Source organism: Nesterenkonia sp. LB17 (genome assembly GCF_022565915.1).
Classification (GTDB): domain Bacteria; phylum Actinomycetota; class Actinomycetes; order Actinomycetales; family Micrococcaceae; genus Nesterenkonia.
This window is the reverse complement of record NZ_JAJOYX010000007.1, coordinates 17,370-35,110: the sequence shown is the minus strand read 5'-3', so window position 1 is coordinate 35,110 and position 17,741 is coordinate 17,370. Positions and strand designations below refer to the sequence as shown.

At 67.4% G+C, this 17,741-nt stretch carries 16 protein-coding genes and 1 tRNA gene; 13 read left to right on the top strand and 4 right to left on the bottom strand.

Translation table 11 applies throughout. From position 1 onward, the window contains the following. Positions 1 to 8 precede the first annotated feature (8 nt). Both LTH96_RS12650 and LTH96_RS12645 read right to left on the bottom strand, forming a co-directional pair. Positions 9 to 626, bottom strand: coding sequence for a DUF47 domain-containing protein (locus tag LTH96_RS12650; RefSeq protein ID WP_241466328.1), 618 nt, complete (start codon positions 624 to 626; stop codon positions 9 to 11). A gap of 364 nt (positions 627 to 990) precedes the next feature. Then, positions 991 to 1,066, bottom strand: a tRNA-Lys gene (locus tag LTH96_RS12645). Positions 1,067 to 1,192: 126 nt separating this feature from the next. Between LTH96_RS12645 and LTH96_RS12640 the strand changes: the two genes are divergently transcribed. From LTH96_RS12640 to LTH96_RS12605, 8 genes are all read left to right on the top strand, one after another. Further along, positions 1,193 to 1,822 carry a hypothetical protein gene (locus tag LTH96_RS12640; protein WP_241466327.1) on the top strand — a complete coding sequence of 210 codons (630 nt, stop codon included), beginning with the start codon at positions 1,193 to 1,195 and terminating at the stop codon, positions 1,820 to 1,822. A 124-nt stretch (positions 1,823 to 1,946) separates the two neighbouring features. Further along, positions 1,947 to 3,314, top strand: a complete 1,368-nt coding sequence (locus LTH96_RS12635) for an MFS transporter (RefSeq protein WP_241466326.1) — start codon at positions 1,947 to 1,949, stop codon at positions 3,312 to 3,314. Between the two features lie 143 nt (positions 3,315 to 3,457). Then, entirely contained in the window at positions 3,458 to 4,543 is a 1,086-nt protein-coding gene (locus LTH96_RS12630; RefSeq protein WP_241466325.1) for a BMP family protein, read from the top strand. Positions 4,544 to 4,575: 32 nt separating this feature from the next. Next, positions 4,576 to 6,165: an ABC transporter ATP-binding protein gene (locus LTH96_RS12625; protein ID WP_241466324.1), complete on the top strand. Its 1,590-nt coding sequence runs from the start codon at positions 4,576 to 4,578 to the stop codon at positions 6,163 to 6,165. A gap of 23 nt (positions 6,166 to 6,188) precedes the next feature. Beyond that, a complete protein-coding gene (locus LTH96_RS12620; RefSeq protein WP_255728170.1) occupies positions 6,189 to 7,592 on the top strand; it encodes an ABC transporter permease in 1,404 nt (467 codons plus the stop codon). Beyond that, positions 7,589 to 8,890 carry an ABC transporter permease gene (locus LTH96_RS12615; RefSeq protein ID WP_370644449.1) on the top strand — a complete coding sequence of 434 codons (1,302 nt, stop codon included), beginning with the start codon at positions 7,589 to 7,591 and terminating at the stop codon, positions 8,888 to 8,890. Before LTH96_RS12620 ends, LTH96_RS12615 begins: the two co-directional genes overlap by 4 nt. A 99-nt stretch (positions 8,891 to 8,989) precedes the next feature. Further along, positions 8,990 to 9,484 carry a CBS domain-containing protein gene (locus LTH96_RS12610; RefSeq protein ID WP_241466322.1) on the top strand — a complete coding sequence of 165 codons (495 nt, stop codon included), beginning with the start codon at positions 8,990 to 8,992 and terminating at the stop codon, positions 9,482 to 9,484. A gap of 132 nt (positions 9,485 to 9,616) precedes the next feature. Continuing rightward, positions 9,617 to 10,477: an NAD(P)-dependent oxidoreductase gene (locus tag LTH96_RS12605; RefSeq protein ID WP_241466321.1), complete on the top strand. Its 861-nt coding sequence runs from the start codon at positions 9,617 to 9,619 to the stop codon at positions 10,475 to 10,477. Positions 10,478 to 10,644: 167 nt separating this feature from the next. Here LTH96_RS12605 and LTH96_RS12600 read toward each other — a convergent pair whose 3' ends face one another. Both LTH96_RS12600 and LTH96_RS12595 read right to left on the bottom strand, forming a co-directional pair. Further along, positions 10,645 to 12,321: a sodium:solute symporter family protein gene (locus tag LTH96_RS12600; RefSeq protein ID WP_241466320.1), complete on the bottom strand. Its 1,677-nt coding sequence runs from the start codon at positions 12,319 to 12,321 to the stop codon at positions 10,645 to 10,647. Continuing rightward, complete coding sequence (locus tag LTH96_RS12595; RefSeq protein ID WP_241466319.1) at positions 12,318 to 12,644, bottom strand: DUF4212 domain-containing protein; 327 nt, start codon at positions 12,642 to 12,644, stop codon at positions 12,318 to 12,320. The genes LTH96_RS12600 and LTH96_RS12595 overlap by 4 nt, the downstream gene beginning before the upstream one ends. Before the next feature lie 285 nt (positions 12,645 to 12,929). Here LTH96_RS12595 and LTH96_RS12590 point away from each other — a divergent pair, with 285 nt between their 5' ends. Genes LTH96_RS12590 through LTH96_RS12570 form a run of 5 tightly spaced genes read left to right on the top strand, consistent with a single transcriptional unit; the run spans position 12,930 to position 17,704 of the window. Continuing rightward, positions 12,930 to 13,412, top strand: coding sequence for a hypothetical protein (locus LTH96_RS12590; RefSeq protein WP_241466318.1), 483 nt, complete (start codon positions 12,930 to 12,932; stop codon positions 13,410 to 13,412). 20 nt (positions 13,413 to 13,432) lie between these two features. Then, positions 13,433 to 13,864 carry a hypothetical protein gene (locus LTH96_RS12585; RefSeq protein ID WP_241466317.1) on the top strand — a complete coding sequence of 144 codons (432 nt, stop codon included), beginning with the start codon at positions 13,433 to 13,435 and terminating at the stop codon, positions 13,862 to 13,864. Further along, positions 13,861 to 15,546, top strand: coding sequence for a cation acetate symporter (locus tag LTH96_RS12580; RefSeq protein WP_241466316.1), 1,686 nt, complete (start codon positions 13,861 to 13,863; stop codon positions 15,544 to 15,546). Before LTH96_RS12585 ends, LTH96_RS12580 begins: the two co-directional genes overlap by 4 nt. After that, positions 15,536 to 16,861 carry a histidine kinase gene (locus tag LTH96_RS12575; RefSeq protein WP_241466315.1) on the top strand — a complete coding sequence of 442 codons (1,326 nt, stop codon included), beginning with the start codon at positions 15,536 to 15,538 and terminating at the stop codon, positions 16,859 to 16,861. The genes LTH96_RS12580 and LTH96_RS12575 overlap by 11 nt, the downstream gene beginning before the upstream one ends. 42 nt (positions 16,862 to 16,903) lie before the next feature. Beyond that, complete coding sequence (locus LTH96_RS12570) at positions 16,904 to 17,704, top strand: LytTR family DNA-binding domain-containing protein (RefSeq protein WP_241466314.1); 801 nt, start codon at positions 16,904 to 16,906, stop codon at positions 17,702 to 17,704. Positions 17,705 to 17,741 lie beyond the last annotated feature (37 nt).

The window sequence follows — 17,741 nt, the reverse complement described above, 5'->3', positions numbered from 1 at the left end:
CGGGCGCCTCAGGACTCGCGAACGATGATTGAACCGGCAGTGACCGCCACCATCCGCTGGTCGTCTATCGCGGCCAGCAGCGCATCTGCGATCTGCGCCTGCTGCAGCGCGATGTTCGGTTGGAAGGCATTGTCGGTGCTGGTCATCCACACCCGGTGGGTCCGGTTTGCCTGCTTGGTCAGGCGCTGCATCTGAATCCAGTACTCCTCCAGCAGATCGAAGTCCTCCAACCGGGACATCGCGGCCACCGTGAGGTCCAGCTGGCGGCTCAGCGTCTCCAGCTGGTCGGCGCTCTGGCTGGGCAGGCTCAGATGTGGGCGGGCGAGGATCAGGTCACCTGCCGCGACCACGTGCTCCATGGTGCGGTTGAGCTGCTGGGAGAGGGCATAGATGTCATGACGCGGCAGAGGGGTCAGGAAGACGCTGCGGATATGAGTCATCAGATTGAAGTGCAGGTCCACCGCCCGACCCTCCAGGCCGAGCAGCTGGTCCCGCAGTGCGGCCCGGTCCTCGTTCGGACTGCCGAGCAGCTGCGAGATCAGCTGCACCCCGGAGCGCACTTCCCGGGCGATGCTGGCCAGCAGGTCGGTGGCCTCAGGCTTTCGCTGGCCTCTGCGTACGATCATGCGGTGTGTTTCCCCAGGTGAACGAGTGTCGACGTGTCGGCCACGAGTGTATAGCCCGAACATGAACTCGGCCGTGATGGCCTGGGATGAGCGCCGGTGAGGGCACGTGCAGAAGAGCTGGCCGAATCGGCGTGGAAGATTAAGGTGTGCCGGGCTGGGAACGCCTCACGGCGCGGGGCCGCTCGAAGCGGCTCAATAATGGAGCCCGGGGGTTACCGCAGCCCGGCACACCTCAAGTGTGCTCCTTGTTCGGGCACTCGGTCAACTACGCGTCGGGGCAGGTTCGAAATCCACCCCCCGATGAAGTATGCCCAGGCCTACGCTGAGCGCTGACCTGGGCATACCTGTCTCCAGTGGAGGGCTATGGTGGGCCCTGCGGGACTCGAACCCGCGACCAGCGGATTAAAAGTCCGATGCTCTACCAACTGAGCTAAAGGCCCCTGTGAAGCCTCTGAAGACGTGCCCTATGGTATCGCCGCCGGGGCCTGCGGCATAATGACGGACACTATGCAGGTCGTCAGTTGAGCGGCCCGCAGACCGAAGCGAATCTCTTCAAGGAGGACGCGATGACCAGACAGCCCCGCCACCGTCGGCCGAGCTACACGGAGCCGGCAGCCTTTGATCAGCGGGAGGGCGGCGCGGATCCGGCCATCATCTCCCAGGCCGCCCACGACACCGCCCACGCGCTGGTCTTCCACGGTCGCGACTCCGATGATCCCGAGGTGACGGAGCGGTTCATACGACTGGCCGAGACCGAAGGCATCGAGGCCATCGCCGAGCTCTGGGCCGACTCTCCGGCACACTCGCTGGCCGGCGGTCTCTGGAGGATCTACGCGATCCGAGCCGCTGTGAACAAAGATCCACAACGGATGAGTGAGTACTACCAGCTGGGCAAGACCGACTCGGCGCCCCACGCGATCGCGGGCGTCGCCGAGCCGCCCACCGCCCAGGAGATGGACCGACTGGCAGATCTGGTGCTCGCGGGGATGTACCGCGGAGACATCGATTCGGCCTTCGACCGGGCTGGGGCATTCTGTCGGGTCATTGCCCGCGGGCAGGCACTGTGGGCGGGAGGCTCCGAAGAGCACAGCCCGGAATCGGCCCGCCGGCTCACCGAGCGTGCCGACCAGCTGCTGCGCACCGCGGAGGAGCTTGAGAGCGCCGCACGGGGCTGTCGCGCCGGAACCCTCGACTGAGCGGCCGCTCCGCGCTGCACTTGGGGATGTGGGCACCCTCGGAACCCCTTTGGTCGACATGACTGCCGATGAGCTGAAGGTCATCTGGGAGTAGGGTCCCCTCCCGCGGGCTTACACTCTCCTCGTGCACCAGAACACTGCGAATCTTCCCACGGCGCTGCCCACCGGTGAATCCGTCCTGCAGGGCCTGCCCTGGCGGTGGAACACCCAGGGCCGGATCTTCCTCATCGGTGGGCTCGGCTTCATGTTCGACGCCTGGGACGTCTCGCTCAACGGCATCCTGATCCCGCTTCTCTCCGAGGAGTGGAACCTGACACCCTCGGACGCCGCCTGGATCGGCACGGCGAACCTGATCGGCATGGCCGTGGGTGCGGTCATGTGGGGCACGATCGCCGACCGGATCGGGCGCAAGAAGGCCTTCGCCTGGACGCTGCTGATCTTCTCGCTGTTCACCGTGGCCGGTGCCATGACCGGAAGCCTGGAATGGTTCGTGCTCTTCCGCTTCCTCGCCGGCGTCGGCCTCGGCGGCTGCATCCCGGTGGACTACGCCCTGGTGGGCGAATTCACCCCGGCCAAGCAGCGCGGACGGGTGCTCACCGCCATGGACGGCTGGTGGCCCATCGGAGCGGCGCTCGCCGGCTTCGTCTCGGCCTGGCTGGTCGGGACATGGGGCGACTGGAGGCTGCCGCTGCTGGCCATGATCCTGCCCGCGCTGCTGGTCTTCGCGGTGCGGCTCTACGTGCCTGAGTCTCCGATGTATCTGATGCGCCAGGGGCAGATGGAGGAGGCGCGCAAGGTCATCGACTCGATGGTGACCCGCACCGGGGCTCCGGTCCAGGAGTACACGATGGAGACCACCCAGGCTCCCGCGAAGCTCAGCTTCCGTGCGGTGGGAGAGCAGCTGAAGCTCGTCTGGGCGCACGGCTGGCGGGTCACCACCGTCTCCTGGGTGCTCTTCCTCGCGATCATGACCGTCTATTACATCGCGATTCAATGGATGCCCACCCTTCTGATCGACGCCGGGTACGAACAAGATCAAGCGTTCATCCGCACCGCAGGAATGGCCGCCGTCGGACTCGTCGGGGTGGTGATCTCCACGGTGCTCGTGGAGATCACCGGACGCCGGGTGCTGCTGGCGATCTCCGCTCCGGTGGCCACCGCGATGCTGGTGGTGCTCGGGCTGACCATGCACCTGCCCACCGCCGTGCTGATCCTGCTGCTGGGCTTCGGCATGGTGATCCAGATCGCGATCCCGGTGCTCTACACCTACGTCTCTGAGCTCTACCCCACGGAACTGCGCGGATCGGGCTTCGGCTGGGCATCGACCATCTCGCGGATCGGCGCCGGGCTGGGCCCGCTGCTCTTCATCGCCTGGATGGAGCCGACCTTCGGCCTGGCCGGAGCCTTCGGGATCTGCCTGATCGGGGTGGTTCTGGCGGTGCTGCTGATGCTGAAGCTTGCTCCGGACACCACGGCCAAAGAGCTTGCCTGAGCCGAGTTCTGCTGCATCAGGCCGGTGAACATCACCGAAACATCCGAGCAATGTTTGAGCGGGAAATGTGCCGTACTATTGCCTGCATCACTCGTTTCTCGGCACCCGTATGGGTGCCGTTCTTGCACCATGAGGAGAACCCCATGAAGAGGTCCTTCAAGACCAGCGGTGCCATCGCCGCGACGGCCGCCGCAGCACTGATCCTGTCCTCCTGTGGAGAGGCCCCTGAGGAGGAGGGCGACGGCGCCGCCTCCGAAGAGGTCGACTACAAGGCATGCCTGGTCTCCGATGAGGGTGGCTGGGATGACCGCTCCTTCAACCAGTCTGCGTTCGAGGGCCTGGAGATGGCGATCGACGAGCTCGGCGTCGACTCCGCCGATGCGCAGTCCACCGCCGAGTCTGAGTACGGCCCCAACGTCGACACGATGGTCCAGCAGAACTGCGACGTCGTCTTCGGCGTCGGCTTCCTGCTTGAAGAGGGCCTGCGTGAAGCCGCCGAGGCCAACCCCGAGACCGACTTCGCGCTGATCGACTCCTACTTCAACTTCGAAGAGGGTGAAGAGCCGGAGAACGCGAAGCCGCTGGTGTTCAACACCGGTGAAGCCGCCTACCTGGCCGGCTACGTCGCCGCCGCGATGTCTGAGACCGGAGTGGTCGGCACCTGGGGCGGCATCCAGATCCCCTCGGTGACCGTCTTCATGGACGGCTACGCCGACGGCGTGGAGCGCTACAACGAGGACAACGACGGCGACGTCGAGGTGGTCGGCTGGGACAAGGACGGCCAGAACGGCAGCTTCTCCGGCGACTTCAGCGACCAGACCCAGGGCCGTGAGGTCACCGAGCAGCTGCTGAGCCAGGACGCCGACGTCATCATGCCCGTGGCCGGCAACGCCGGCGTCGGTGCAGGTCCCGCCCTGGAGTCAGCCGACGCCAAGATGATCTGGGTCGACTCCGACGGCTACGAGTCCACCGACTACGGAGACATCGTGCTGACCTCGGTGATGAAGGAGATCGGCGCCGCCGTCTACGCCACCATCGATGAAGGTGTCCAGGACGGCTTCACCAACGAGTCCTACGTGGGCACCCTTGAGAACGAGGGTGTCGGACTCGCACCGTTCCATGACTTCGAGGACGAGGTGCCCTCCGAGGTGGCAGAGGCCATCGAGCAGCTGCGCCAGGAGATCATCGATGGCGAGACCGTCGTCGAGTCCGAGAACGCCCCGTCCTGACCCGCGAATAACTGATTGGCGACACCGCAGCGATGAAGCTTGAGCTCAGAGGAGTCACGAAGCGGTTCGGCTCCTTCACCGCCAATGACCGGATCTCCCTCACCGTGGAGCCGGGCGAGATCCACGCCCTGCTCGGGGAGAACGGAGCTGGCAAGTCCACTCTGATGAACACCATCTACGGGCTCTACAGCCCCGACGAGGGTGAGATTCTGCTGGATGACCAGGGGGTCAGCTTCAACGGGCCCGGTGACGCCGTGGATGCCGGGATCGGCATGGTGCACCAGCACTTCATGCTGATCCCGGTGTTCACCGTGACCGAGTCGGTCGCGCTGGGCTACGAGCCCACCCGCGCCGCCGGCATCATGGACATGGCTCAGGCTCGCGCGAAGGTCCTGGAGATCTCCGCGCGCTTCGGCTTCGACGTGGACCCCGATGCGCGCATCGAGGACCTCCCGGTCGGGGCTCAGCAGCGCGTGGAGATCATCAAGGCGCTGTCCCGCGACGCGAAGGTGCTCATCCTCGACGAGCCCACCGCGGTGCTGACCCCGCAGGAGACCGACGAGCTGATCACCATCATGGGACAGCTGCGCGACTCGGGCACCTCCATCGTCTTCATCACCCACAAGCTGCGTGAAGTCCGCGCCGTGGCCGATCGCATCACCGTGATTCGGCGCGGCGCCGTGGTGGGGGAGACCTCCCCGCAGTCCACCGAGACCGAGCTCGCCGGGCTGATGGTCGGCCGCGAGGTCAACCTGACCACCGCCAAGGAACCGGCGGATCCCGGTGAGGTCTGCTTCGAGGTGCGCGGACTGACCGTGCTCAACAGCGCGGACAAGGTGGTCGTCGACCACGTCGACTTCCAGATGCGCCGGGGCGAGATCCTGGTCATCGCCGGGGTCGACGGCAACGGGCAGAGCGAGCTCGCCCAGACCGTCTTGGGGCTCCGGACCCCGGTGGCGGGCAGCATCCTGCTCGATGACAAGGATCTGGCTCCGCTCAGCGTCAAGCAGCGCCTGGCGGCCGGACTGGGCTTCGTCCCGGAGGACCGCAGCACCGACGGCGTCATCGGCGCCTTCACCATCACCGAGAACTATGTGCTGGACATGTATGACCGGCCCCCCTACGCCGGGGGCCCCGGAAACGTCGCGCTGCGTCTGCCGGTGATGCGCGAGGCCGCGCAGACCCAGGCGGAGCGCTTCGATGTGCGCATGGGCGGCGTGGATGACCCGATCTCTACGCTCTCTGGGGGCAATCAGCAGAAGGTCGTGCTGGCCCGTGAGATGAGCCGAGACCTGCGGCTGTTCGTGGCCAGCCAGCCCACCCGCGGCCTCGATGTCGGCTCCATCGAGTTCGTGCACCGCACGATCATCGAGGAGCGCGACAAGGGCACGCCTTGCCTGATCGTCTCCACAGAGCTTGACGAGGCGCTGAACCTTGCCGATCGGATCGCGGTCATGTACCGCGGCAGGATCGTAGGGATCGTGCCGGCCAGCACCAGCCGCGATGTGCTCGGACTGATGATGGCCGGGGTGCCCGCCGATGAGGCGCAGGCCCAGGCAGCCACCCACCACACCGTGCTGGCCGAGGCCGACGAGCAGGCCGAAGCAGAGGAGAACAAGTGAGCGCATCAGGGTCGCAGCAGGGAATGACCCCTGCCCCGAAGCCCGAGCAGCAGAGCCCTTGGGCCGAGGCCGAGGGCCGGCTCTCGCGTGTGCTGCGCGAGCTGGGCCAGACCTCCTGGCTGGTGACCGTGCTGGCAGTCGTCGTCGCCCTCGTGGTCGGCGCGGTGCTGATCCTCGCCGCCAACCGCGACGTCCAGGCCAGCCTGAGCTATTTCTTCGCCCAGCCCACCGGCTTCCTGGAGACCTCCTTCCAGGTGCTGCGGGAGGCCTATTCATCGCTGTTCCGCGGGGCGGTCTTCGACTGGCAGGCGCCCTCGGCGGCGCGTTCGATCCGACCGCTGACCGAGACGATGGTCTACTCGGTGCCGCTGATCCTGGCCGGGCTCGGCATCGCCATCGGCTTCCGCTCCGGGATGCTGAACATCGGCGGCCAGGGACAGATCATCCTGGGCGCCACCTCCGCCGGGTTCCTGGGCTACGCGCTCTCGATGCCGGTGGGACTGCACGTGCTGCTCGCGCTCGCCGGCGGCATCCTCGGCGGCGCCATCTGGGGTGGGATCGCCGGTGTGCTCAAGGCGCGCACCGGGGCCAACGAGGTGATCGTGACGATCATGCTCAACAACATCGCCATCTATCTGCTCGCCTGGTTGCTGCAGCAGGAGTGGTACAAGCAGACCGGCTCCAACCAGCCGCTCTCGAGCTCGGTCGATGAATCCGCCCAGCTCTTCTCGCTGCTCGGATCCGGGTTCCGACTCCACGCCGGGTTCCTCATCGCCATCCTGGCCACCCTCGGTGTGTGGTGGCTGCTGGAGCGCTCCACGCTCGGCTTCGAGTTCCGCGCCATCGGGGAGAACCCGGAGGCAGCGCGGACTGCCGGGATCAACGTGCCCAAGGCCACCGCGCTGGTGCTCGTGATCGCCGGTGGTCTCGCCGGCCTCGGCGGCGCCGCCCACGTGCTGGGCACCGAGTATCGACTCGCCGGCGGTGTGGCCGGCACCTTGGGCTTCGACGCCATCACCGTGGCGCTGCTCGGACGCTCCAAGCCCCTGGGCACCTTCCTGGCGGGGCTGCTGCTGGGCGGGCTGCGCGCCGGCGGCGTGCTGATGCAGGCTCAGACCGGCACCCCGATCGACATCGTGCTGGTCCTGCAGGCCGTGATCGTGCTGATGATCGCGGCCCCGCCGCTGGTGCGCGCGATCTTCTTCCTGCCCCACGCCGATGGGCGCCCGCGGATCCGCACCCGACGCTCCCGGCGCACGGCGAAGGGTGCGGCCCCCACCGGCTCCACGACGGAGCGGGAGCTGCAGACCTCCGGCGCACCGAGCGCCGGTTCGCGGAGCACCGGACCATCGGGCACCCAGGCGTCGGGCACCGGGCCGAATGACACGCAGCCACCGAGCACCACGACACAGGAGCCTGGCAAGTGAGCGAACAGACCGTGAGCACCGCTGCCGTCCAGACGGACCCGCTGAAGCGGGCGTCCACCGGGGTTCGTCCGATCTCCTGGAAGTACCCGATCACCTACGCCGTGCTGGCAGCGTTGAGCGTGCTCTTCGCGCTGACCGTTCCGGAGGGCGCGCGGACTCACTTCCGACTCTCCTCGGGCGGGGACTTCTTTCAGATCCCGATCGTGGAGCTGCCCTCGCGCCCAGCAGGTTGGATCTCGGCGGTGGTGCTTGTCGTGCTGGCTGGCTTCGCCTTCTGGCAGGCGTCTCGCCGCGCGCAGGCCCGGCTGTGGCTGCCGCTGCTCTTCGGCGTGCTCTTCGTGTTCGCGTTCCTGGTCTGGGCCGGCGCCGACCGCGGCGCCGTCATCCCGCTGGTCACCATGCTCACCGGAGCGTTGGCACTGTCGGTGCCGCTGATCTTCGGCGCCATGTGCGGACTGGTGGGTGAGCGCTCAGGCGTCATCAACATCGCCATCGAGGCGCAGCTGCTGGCCGGAGCGTTCCTCGCCGCCGTCGCCGCCTCGGTGTTCACCAGCGCCTACATGGGGCTGGTCTTCGCCCCGATCGCCGGTGCGCTGGTCGGTGCGCTGCTGGTGTTCTTCTCGGTGAAGTACCAGGTGAATCAGATCATCGTCGGCGTGGTGCTCAACGTGCTGATCATCGGGCTGACCGGATTCCTCTTCTCCACGGCGCTGACCCAGAACCCAGAGCTGTGGAACGCCCGCCAGCAGCTGCCGCGACTGCCGATCCCGGGACTCTCGCAGATCCCGATCATCGGCCCGGTGCTGTTCAACCAGACCATCCTGGTCTACCTGATGTACCTGATCGTGGGGCTCCTGAACATCTTCCTCTTCCGGTCCCGCTGGGGCCTGCGCACCCGCGCGGTGGGGGAGCACCCCAAGGCCGCAGACACCGTGGGCATCAAGGTCAACCGGATGCGGGTCTACAACGTGATCCTGGCCGGGGCGATCGCCGGACTCGGCGGTGCCTTCTTCACCATCGGACAGGGGCTCGCCTTCGGCAAGGAGATGTCGGCAGGCGCCGGCTTCATCGCGCTGGCTGCGATGATCCTCGGTCGCTGGCACCCCATCGGGGCGCTGCTGGCAGCCCTGTTGTTCGGGTTCTCCACCTCACTGGGCAACGTGCTGGCCACCATCGGCACTCCGGTGCCCTCCGAGGCGCTGCTGATGCTGCCCTATGTGATCACCATCTTCGCGGTGGCAGGCTTCGTGGGCAGGGTTCGGCCTCCTGCGGCCAACGGCACCCCATACGTGAAGTAGGCAAGGCGCCGATAGGGCGTCTTTACCGCAGACGACCTTCCCTATAGGCTCTTACCAGCTCAAGCAGCGGGCTCTCGGTTCACTACTTGAGGGTTGCCTATGGAGCACATTTCACGTTCGACCGCACGGCTCACCGGCCGCCACGCCACTCTTCGCTCGCGGGGGGCGCGCGAACTCCGCGTCAGCGACCTCATGTCTCCCGTCGAGTCGGTCGTCTCGGTGACCGCGTCGCTGAGCGACGCCGCGGCGCTGGTGCGTGGTCTGGACGCGGCCGCACTGGTCGTCGGACTCTCCCACCAGCCGCTGGGCCTGATCACCGAAGCCGTCCTGGCCGAAGTGGCCTTGGAGCATCCTGCGCAGTGGGAGAAGAAGCGCTGCGCCGCGCTCATCGGGGTCGCCCCCGGCCCACTCAGCCCGGAGGACCCGATCGAGGAAGTGCTGGCCCGGTACCGCATCTCCGGAGCGCAGCCGCTGCTGGTGCTCGACGGAGACTATGCGGTGGGGATCATCTACCCAGACCCGGTCTTCAGCTGGTGCCTGACCCAGCCCTCCTCAGTGTTCGACGCACTCGGCCTCGGCCGTGCCCCACACTGATCCTCGACCCACACCGACCCTGGGAAGAAGGCAACCAGTGAGATCCCGCTTGGTCGCCGCTGTGGATTACTGTGGCCACTGGATCCGTTGAGATCCAGCACACAGTCCCAGCACACACCAGAATGAGGCGCCATGAGAATCGCAGTCACCGGATCCACAGGCAAGCTCGGCACCGTCGTGGCGCGGGAGCTGCGATCCGCGGGTCATGAGGTCATCGGCCTCGATGTCGAAGGCACCCGCGGCCCGGGCTTCGTGAAGCTGGATCTGACCGACTACGGCCAGGTCATCGACGCGCTGGGCGGGGTCGCGGATCAGCACGACGGCGTGGACGCCCTGGTGCACCTGGCTGCTGTCCCGGCGCCCGGAATCCGCACCGACGTCGCGACCTTCCACAACAACGTCACGGCCACCTTCAACGTCTTCTGGGCCGCAGTCCGGCTCGGGATCGACCGGATCGTCTGCGCCTCGAGCGAGACCGTGCTGGGACTGCCCTTCGACACCCCTCCGCCCTACATCCCGGTGGACGAGCAGTACCCCGCACGGCCCGAGTCCACCTACTCTCTGGTCAAGCACCTGGAGGAGCAGATGGCGGTCGAACTGGTCCGCTGGAACCCGCAGCTCTCGATCACCGCGCTGCGCTTCTCCAATGTGATGAACCCCGAAGACTACGCAGACTTCCCGGCCTTCGACTCCGACGCGAGGCTGCGCAAGTGGAACCTCTGGGGCTACATCGACGCGCGCGACGGCGCCCAGGCCGTCCAGCGCGCCCTCGAGGTCGCCGGCCCGGGGTTCGAGCGCTACATCATCGCCGCCGCGGACACGGTGATGTCCCGGCCCAACGCGGAACTCGTCGCAGAGGTCTTCCCGGAGGTCGCGCTGCGCGGTGAGCTCGGCGTCAATGACACGCTGCTCTCCATCGAGAAGGCCCGCCGGGAGCTCGGCTACGAGCCGAGGCACTCCTGGCGCGATGCCACAGACCCCGCCTCGGGCTGACCCTCAGGCTGACCGCGGGCCCTGCGCCTGCCCAGCGTCAGCTCCGAACCAACCCTCAGCTCCGAACCCAGCGTCGGCTCGGAACCGCAGGCCACAGACGAGCGGCCCCCGCTCCAGTGATGGAGCGAGGGCCGCTTGTCTGTGTGGGTCTGCCGCAGCAGGCCGATTCAGGAACGCACATTCGCCTTTCGGGTCTGCGGGTACCGGATATCTTCGACCATCTCCTGCACGTGCTCGCTCGGCGGCGCCGTGAGTTTGGAGACCACCACGATCACGATGAAGTTGATCGCGGCACCGATGGCACCGATGCCCTCGGGAGAGACGTTGAAGAGGTGATCGTTCGCGCCGGTTCCGAAGACCTCCAGCGTGTAGATCATGTAGGTTCCGGTGAACGCCAGACCGGTCAGCATGCCTGCGGTGGCACCCGGACCGTTGGCCTTCTTCCAGAAGATCCCGAGGATCAGGATCGGGAAGAAGGTCGCCGCTGCGAGGCCGAAGGCGAACGCGACCACCTGGGCCACGAATGCCGGCGGGTTGATGCCGGCCCAGATGGCGAACAGGATCGCAACGCCCATGGCGATGCGTCCGACCATCATCTGCTCCTTCTCGGAAGCACCGGTCTTCTTGAAGACCCGGAAGTACAGGTCGTGCGAAGCGGCGGAGGAGATGACCAGCAGCAGACCTGCCGCGGTGGACATGGCTGCCGCCATGCCGCCGGCGGCCATCAGACCGACGATCGGAGCGGGAAGCCCGCCGATCTCCGGTGAGGCCAGGACCAGGATGTCGTTGTTGACGATCAGGTCCGCCCCGGATGTCGCCAGGTTGGACACGGTTCCGATCGTCTCGACGTCCTCGTTCACGGTCACCAGACCCGTCGGAGCCCAGGTGTTGATCCAGTCAGGCAGGCTGTCAGGACCCTGGCCCTGCACACCCTGAAGCAGGTTCAGCTTGGTGAAGGCACCCACGGCAGGAGCCGTGAGGTAGAGCAGCGAGATGAAGAACAGGGCCCAGAAGGCCGAGTAGCGAGCACCGCGGACCGTCTTGGTCGTGTAGAAGCGGATGATCACGTGCGGCAGACCTGCGGTGCCCAGCATCAGCGAGAGCGTGACCAGGAAGACGTCGATCTGGCCGCCTGCGCGGCCGGAGAACGCCTCGGTGAACTCATTGAGCCCGAACTCCACGCTGAGCGAGTCCAGCTCCGCGAGGATCTGCCCGTAGGAGATCTGCGGAACCGGGATGCCCGTGGTCTGGTAGGCCACGGCGAAGGCCGGGATCAGGTAGGCGATGATCAGCACGGTGTACTGCGCGACCTGGGTGTAGGTGATCCCCTTCATGCCGCCGAGCACTGCGTAGATGAAGATGACGACGGCGACCAGCACCACGCCCCATTCGACGCTCAGTCCGAGGAAGCGGCTGAAGACGATGCCGCCGCCGGCCATCTGGCCGACCACGTAGGTGAAGGAGACGACGATCGCGGCGATGGCCGCGACGATGCGCACCGACTCCGAATACCGGTCGCCCACAAACTCGGGCACCGTGAACTTGCCCCATTTACGGAGGTAGGGAGCCAGCAGCAGTGCAAGCAGGACATAGCCGCCGGTCCAGCCCATCAGGTAGACGGAGCCGTCGGAGCCCAGGAAGGCGATCAGGCCGGCCATGCCGATGAAGCTGGCGGCACTCATCCAGTCCGCCGCGACCGCGGCGCCGTTGGCGAGGGTCGGGACGCCCTGAGAGGCGACGTAGAACTCCTTGGTCTCCTTCACCCGAGAGCGCCACGCGATGATGATGTAGATGCCGAAGGTCAGGATGATGAAGAAGAAGGTCCAGAACTGAGTCTCGTTCACTTGTAACCACCTTCTTCGTTGCGCTCGGCCACGCCGAACTCGTCATCGATCTTGTCCATCCACAGCGCGTAGACCAGGATCAGGATCACGAAGACGTAGATCGATCCCTGCTGGGCGAACCAGAGGCCGAGTGGGAAGCCGAGGATCACGATGTTGTTGAGCGGCTCGATCAGCAGAATGCCGAAGCCGAATGAGACGGTGAACCAGATGACCAGCAGGGTGATCATCAGTCGGAGGTTCTTCTTCCAGTAGCGCTTGCGCCAACTGGTGTCCTCCGCCTCTGGCGGACCGCCGGAGGTTCCCTCATGTGCCACATCGGACATGGGAGACTCCCTTCTTCCTAGTGCGAGTAGTGCGGGGCGATTCACCCACGCGGATGCGCAGGGACTGGTCTAAGAAAGTCAAAATGTGGCACAAATCACAAGCCCGGGGACCTCCAGCGGTGCATCTGTGTTTGCCAGCGGCGCGAATCCCGCGCTGAGCGGGTCAGTCAAGCAGAATCACCGTTCACCTGCCGGAATACGCCGCTCAGCGCCCGGAAGCCGCCGTTGATCAGTTTCTCCGGCGCATGCTTCGTCTGTGGCGCCGATCACATCTAGGATGACGGCATGACCACGACAGCGGACAAAGGGATCTACGGCGGCATCACCGCGCGGCTGAAGGCTGGCAGCGCCACGGGCTGGGGCGTCTTCCACCCCGGCAGCAAGGCCATGATCCTCGGCGGTCTCATGCTGATCGTCTCGGCCTTCCTTCCCTGGGTCTACCTGCCCTTCATGGCGCAGGTCACCGGGGAGACCTACGCTCTGCGCGGCACCGACGGCCCCGGAGTGATCACCCTGGCGGTGGGCTTCCTGGCCTTCGCCGGCGCGTTCGTGCCGCGCCGCAAGCTGGCGATCGCCCACGCCGGGATCCCAGGCCTGATCGTCACCGGCATCGTGCTGCTGCAGACCTGGAACATCCTCGCCTTCTCGGCCAGCTCCGGCGCCTGGGGCGGGCTCCTGCCCGGCATGGGTCTCGTGCTCGCCGGCGGCGGCGCGGTGGTCCTGCTCAAGTCCTCCTGGAACATGTACCGGACGTGGCTCCCCGCCTGAGGGGACATGGACCTGAGGAGGTGAAACCGTCTTCTGCAGGCTCGACGCCGGAATCCCCCCACCCGCGTCCTCCCTCGGCCGGCGAACACCGCGCCGGTGCCGACTTCCCCGCGGACTCTGACTTTCCCTCTGACAACGAGGTTCGTGACACCCCCGCCGAGGTCGATGCCGCCTTCCGCGCCCAGCGCGGGGTGGCGCTGGCCTACTTCGTCGTCTTCCTGGTGCTGGTGGCCGCCTTCCCGGTGCTGACCATGACGCTGCAGTGGTGGACCCAGGCGCGGGTCTTCGGAGACCTCAGCCCCGGCTTCGTCGCCGCGGCCGGCGGACTCTACCTGGTCTTCGCCATCATCGGCATCGCTGCGGCTCGGCTCAGTGCCTCGGTGGAATCGCGCATGCTCGGGGGTCAACACGGACTCGACGACGACTCCGCCGCAGGGGAGGAGCTCAAGTGACCTCGACCGCGGTGGTGACACTGGCCGCGGTGCTGATCATCGTGCTCGGAGTCTCCTTCATCAGCCGCCCTCGGGGTCCCTCCACCGTGGACTTCTATCTGGCGGGCCAGCGGGTCGGTGTGATGACCAATTCCTGGGCGATCTGCGGGGACTACCTCTCGGCCGCCTCCTTCCTCGGGGTCGCCGCTGCGGTGTATGTCTCGGGTCTGGACGGCGCCTGGTATGCGGTGGGCTTCGCCGCCGGCTTCGTGCCCGTGCTGCTGCTCATCGCGGCTCCGCTGCGCCGCTTCGGAGAGTTCTCGCTGGCCGACTTCCTCGGCCGCCGGATGGATTCGGATCCGGTCCGGCTGGCGTCGGTCGGTGTCGTCCAGCTCGTCATCCTCTGTTATCTGGTGCCGCAGTCGGTGGGTGGAGGCATCACCTGGGAGCTGCTGGTCGGGCAGGGCCTGTTGGGCCTCTCTCCCTACGCGACCGGAGTGCTGCTCTCCACTGCGGTGGTCGCCGTGGTCGTCGCCTTCGGGGGGATGCGCGGGACCACCTGGAATCAGGCCGTACAGTTCCTGCTGCTCTTCGCCGCGCTGGTCTGGCTCGCCGTGGTGGTCACCGCGGACGGCTTCCGCTATGGGGAGGCCGTGCAGAGCCTGAGCGAGGCCCCGCTGGCGAATCCCACGCTCGGCGGCGCCGACGGGCAGGAGTGGACGCTGACCGAGGAGACCAACCACATGCACCCGGGGGAGCCGGCGCTCTTCGGTGAGCCCGGCGCCCGCTACGGGCCGCTGGGTCAGGTGGCGCTGGTGGTCACCCTGGGGCTCGGCACCGCCGGGCTGCCGCATGTGATGAACCGGTACTTCACCTCTCCCACCGGCAAGGCCGCCCGCACCACCACCGTCTGGGTGCTGGTGCTCATCGGCGCGTTCTACGCGATGGCGATCATGCTGGGCGCCGCCGCACGGGACATCATCCCTGACGCCGTCGCGGGCAGGCCCTGGCTTCAGGAGCTCACCGTCGACGGAGTGCTGCACACCCCTGAGCACGCGCTGCCGGTGCTGGGCCGGATCTACGGCGAGCAGACCGGGCTGGGGCTGATCGCCGCCGCCGCCCTGATCGCCGCCATGTCCACGGTGGCCGGGCTGCTGCTGGCCTCGGCGGCCACCTGGGGCCACGACGTCTATGAGCGTCATATCAACCCCCGCGCCACGCAGCGCCAGGCAGTGTGGGCCGGGCGGATCACCACGCTGCTGGGCGCAGCGCTCGCGGCGGGACTGGCCATCGCGCTGCGCCCCGAGGCCTTCGCCCCGGCGATGCCCTCGCTGGTCGCGACCATGGTGACCTGGGCCTTCGCCGTGGCCGGCTCCGCACTGACGCCGGTGCTGGTGCTCGCGATCTGGTGGCACCGGACGACGGCGGCCGGTTCCCTGGCCGGGCTGCTCACCGGGGCGACCCTCTCGGTGAGCATGTTCATGACGGCCGGACTGATCGAGGCCGACTGGCTGCGCGAGCTTCTTGCCGCTCCGACCCTGGTGGTCGCGCCGATCACGGTGGCGGTGGTGGTGCTGGTCTCGCTGCGCACCAGGGCCCCCGACGGGGTCCAGGCGCACTGGGTGCGGATGCACGGCACCGCGGCGGATCGCCGCGCCGAACGTATGGCCCGACTGACCCGAGGAGGCGTGGATGCGCGGTAGCGCGATGCTGGCAGCGGGAGTGACGCTGATCTGGATGCTGGTCTATCTCGGCACCCAGGTGTTCGCCGACCCGGCCCTGCCGATGCTTCCCACTCTCGGGCTCGGGCTCGGGCTCACGGTCGGAGCGGTGCTGGGGTACCCGTCGGCGCTGCGCGGGGCCACCGGTCGGCGTCGCCAGCGTCCGGTCTCACCGCGGGAGGTCGAGGTCAGCCGTGGGGTGCGCAACCTCGCCGCAGCGGGACGCTCCATGCCGCTGCGCGCCGGACTCACCCCGGAGGCCGCCCGGCGGACCTGCGAGCTGCTGCGCCCGATGCTCTCCGGTGATGCCGTCTCGATCACCGACCGCGAGCAGATCCTCGCCTATGTGGGACCTGGCGCGGATCACCACCGCGAGGGGGCCCAGATGCAGACCTCCGCGGCCCCGCGCACCATCGCCAAGGGCCGGACCCAGGTGGTCCGCGACCGCGCCGGTGTGGGCTGCCGCAAGCCCGACTGTGAGTTGACCTCCGCGGTGATCGTGCCGCTGCGCGTGGGTGCCCGGGTGATCGGGACCCTCGGGGTGTACCAGGCCGAGGCCGACATCCCGCCGCGTCAGCTGGTCGAGGACATGGCCGCGATGCTCTCGCTGCACCTGGAGCTGGCCGAGCTCGACCGTGAGAAGCAGCTGGCCACCGATGCGCGACTCAACGCGCTGCGCGCCCAGATCAACCCACACTTTCTGTTCAACATCCTCAACACCATCGCCTCGAAGGCTCGCACCCGACCCGATGAGGCCCGCGAGCTGCTGCTGCGGCTCTCCGAGTTCTTCCGCTACGCGGTGCGCCAGGAGGGGCATTACGCCGAGTTCGCCCAGGAGTACTACTTCGTGCGCACCTACGTCTCGCTGGAGCAGGCGCGCTTCGGGGACCGGCTCAAGGTCCGCTATGACATCGACCCGCAGGTGCTCACCACCAGAGTGCCGGTGCTGATGATCCAGCCGCTGGTGGAGAACGCGGTCAAGCACGGCATCGCGGGCAAGCCCGCGGGCGGGACCGTGCATCTGCGGGCCAGAGTGGACCCGCTGGCGCGCACCACGAGCATCCGGGTCAGCGACGACGGCGTAGGGATGGCCCCCGAGGTGTTGGCGCAGATGGCCGACGGAGCCGGTCGCCTCGACGGGAGTGAGACCCTCACCGATGACCCGAAGCATGCCGGTGTCGGCCTGCAGAACATCACCGAACGGCTGAACTCGCTGTTCGGGGACCGCTATGACCTCTCCATCTCGACCCCGCGCTCCGGAGGCACCGTGGTGGAGCTGCAGATCCCGCTTCGGTGACCGCGATCACAGTGACCTGGATGTTCCCCCTATACTGAGTCAATGCACCCACGCGCTCTGATCGTGGACGACGAGGCTCCTGCCCGCGAGGAACTCCGGTTCCTGCTCGAGGAGGTCGGCGGCGTCCAAGTGGTGGGAGAAGCCACCAATGGTGAAGAGGCGCTCCTGCTGCTGAACTCTCTTGCCTACGACCTGGTCTTCCTCGACATCCGCATGCCCGGGCTCACCGGACTGGAGGTCGCGCAGCGGCTGCGCGGCGCGAGTGCTCCCGAGGGCGTGCGCCCGCCTCAGGTCATCTTCACCACCGCCTACCCCGATCACGCCGTGGAGGCCTTTGATCTCGCGGCCGCGGACTACCTGGTCAAGCCGTTCTCCGCCGACCGGCTCCAGCGAGCTGTACAACGCGCGCTCGCCGGGGCCGAGGCCGCCTCGTCACCGGCCGCGGCGGCCTCAGCTGCGGCAGTTCCGGAGCCCGCCCGGGCCGAGGCCGCCCCCCGACGAAATGCGCAGCAGCTGGTGCGGATCCCGGTGCAGAAGGACGGCCGGACGGTGCTCGTGGACGGTGATGCGATCGTCTACGCCGTGGCGGCGCGCGGCTACGCCTCGCTGAAGCTCACCGATGATCGCGTGCTGGTGTCGTTCTCGCTCAATGAGCTCGAGCGTCGCCTCCAGGGCCATTTCTTCCGGGTGCACCGCTCATATCTGGTCAATCTGCGCTACGTCCGGGAGCTGGTGCCAGACTTCCGCGGTGCACTGGTCCTGGTGCTCAATGATCGCCAGCGCAGTCGGGTAGAGGTCTCCCGACGGCACGCACCCGAGCTGCGCCGTCGACTCGGGGTGTGAGGCCCGGACCCTTCCGGGTGTCCGGTCGTCCCCAGGC

Excerpts from the sequence above, each read along its gene's own strand:
- LTH96_RS12650 (WP_241466328.1), bottom strand. The coding sequence starts at position 626 with ATGATCGTACGCAGAGGCCAGCGAAAGCCTGAGGCCACCGACCTGCTG.
- LTH96_RS12640 (WP_241466327.1), top strand. The coding sequence starts at position 1,193 with ATGACCAGACAGCCCCGCCACCGTCGGCCGAGCTACACGGAGCCGGCA.
- LTH96_RS12630 (WP_241466325.1), top strand. The coding sequence starts at position 3,458 with ATGAAGAGGTCCTTCAAGACCAGCGGTGCCATCGCCGCGACGGCCGCC.
- LTH96_RS12625 (WP_241466324.1), top strand. The coding sequence starts at position 4,576 with ATGAAGCTTGAGCTCAGAGGAGTCACGAAGCGGTTCGGCTCCTTCACC.
- LTH96_RS12620 (WP_255728170.1), top strand. The coding sequence starts at position 6,189 with ATGACCCCTGCCCCGAAGCCCGAGCAGCAGAGCCCTTGGGCCGAGGCC.
- LTH96_RS12610 (WP_241466322.1), top strand. The coding sequence starts at position 8,990 with ATGGAGCACATTTCACGTTCGACCGCACGGCTCACCGGCCGCCACGCC.
- LTH96_RS12605 (WP_241466321.1), top strand. The coding sequence starts at position 9,617 with ATGAGAATCGCAGTCACCGGATCCACAGGCAAGCTCGGCACCGTCGTG.
- LTH96_RS12595 (WP_241466319.1), bottom strand. The coding sequence starts at position 12,644 with ATGTCCGATGTGGCACATGAGGGAACCTCCGGCGGTCCGCCAGAGGCG.
- LTH96_RS12590 (WP_241466318.1), top strand. The coding sequence starts at position 12,930 with ATGACCACGACAGCGGACAAAGGGATCTACGGCGGCATCACCGCGCGG.
- LTH96_RS12575 (WP_241466315.1), top strand. The coding sequence starts at position 15,536 with ATGCGCGGTAGCGCGATGCTGGCAGCGGGAGTGACGCTGATCTGGATG.
- LTH96_RS12570 (WP_241466314.1), top strand. The coding sequence starts at position 16,904 with ATGCACCCACGCGCTCTGATCGTGGACGACGAGGCTCCTGCCCGCGAG.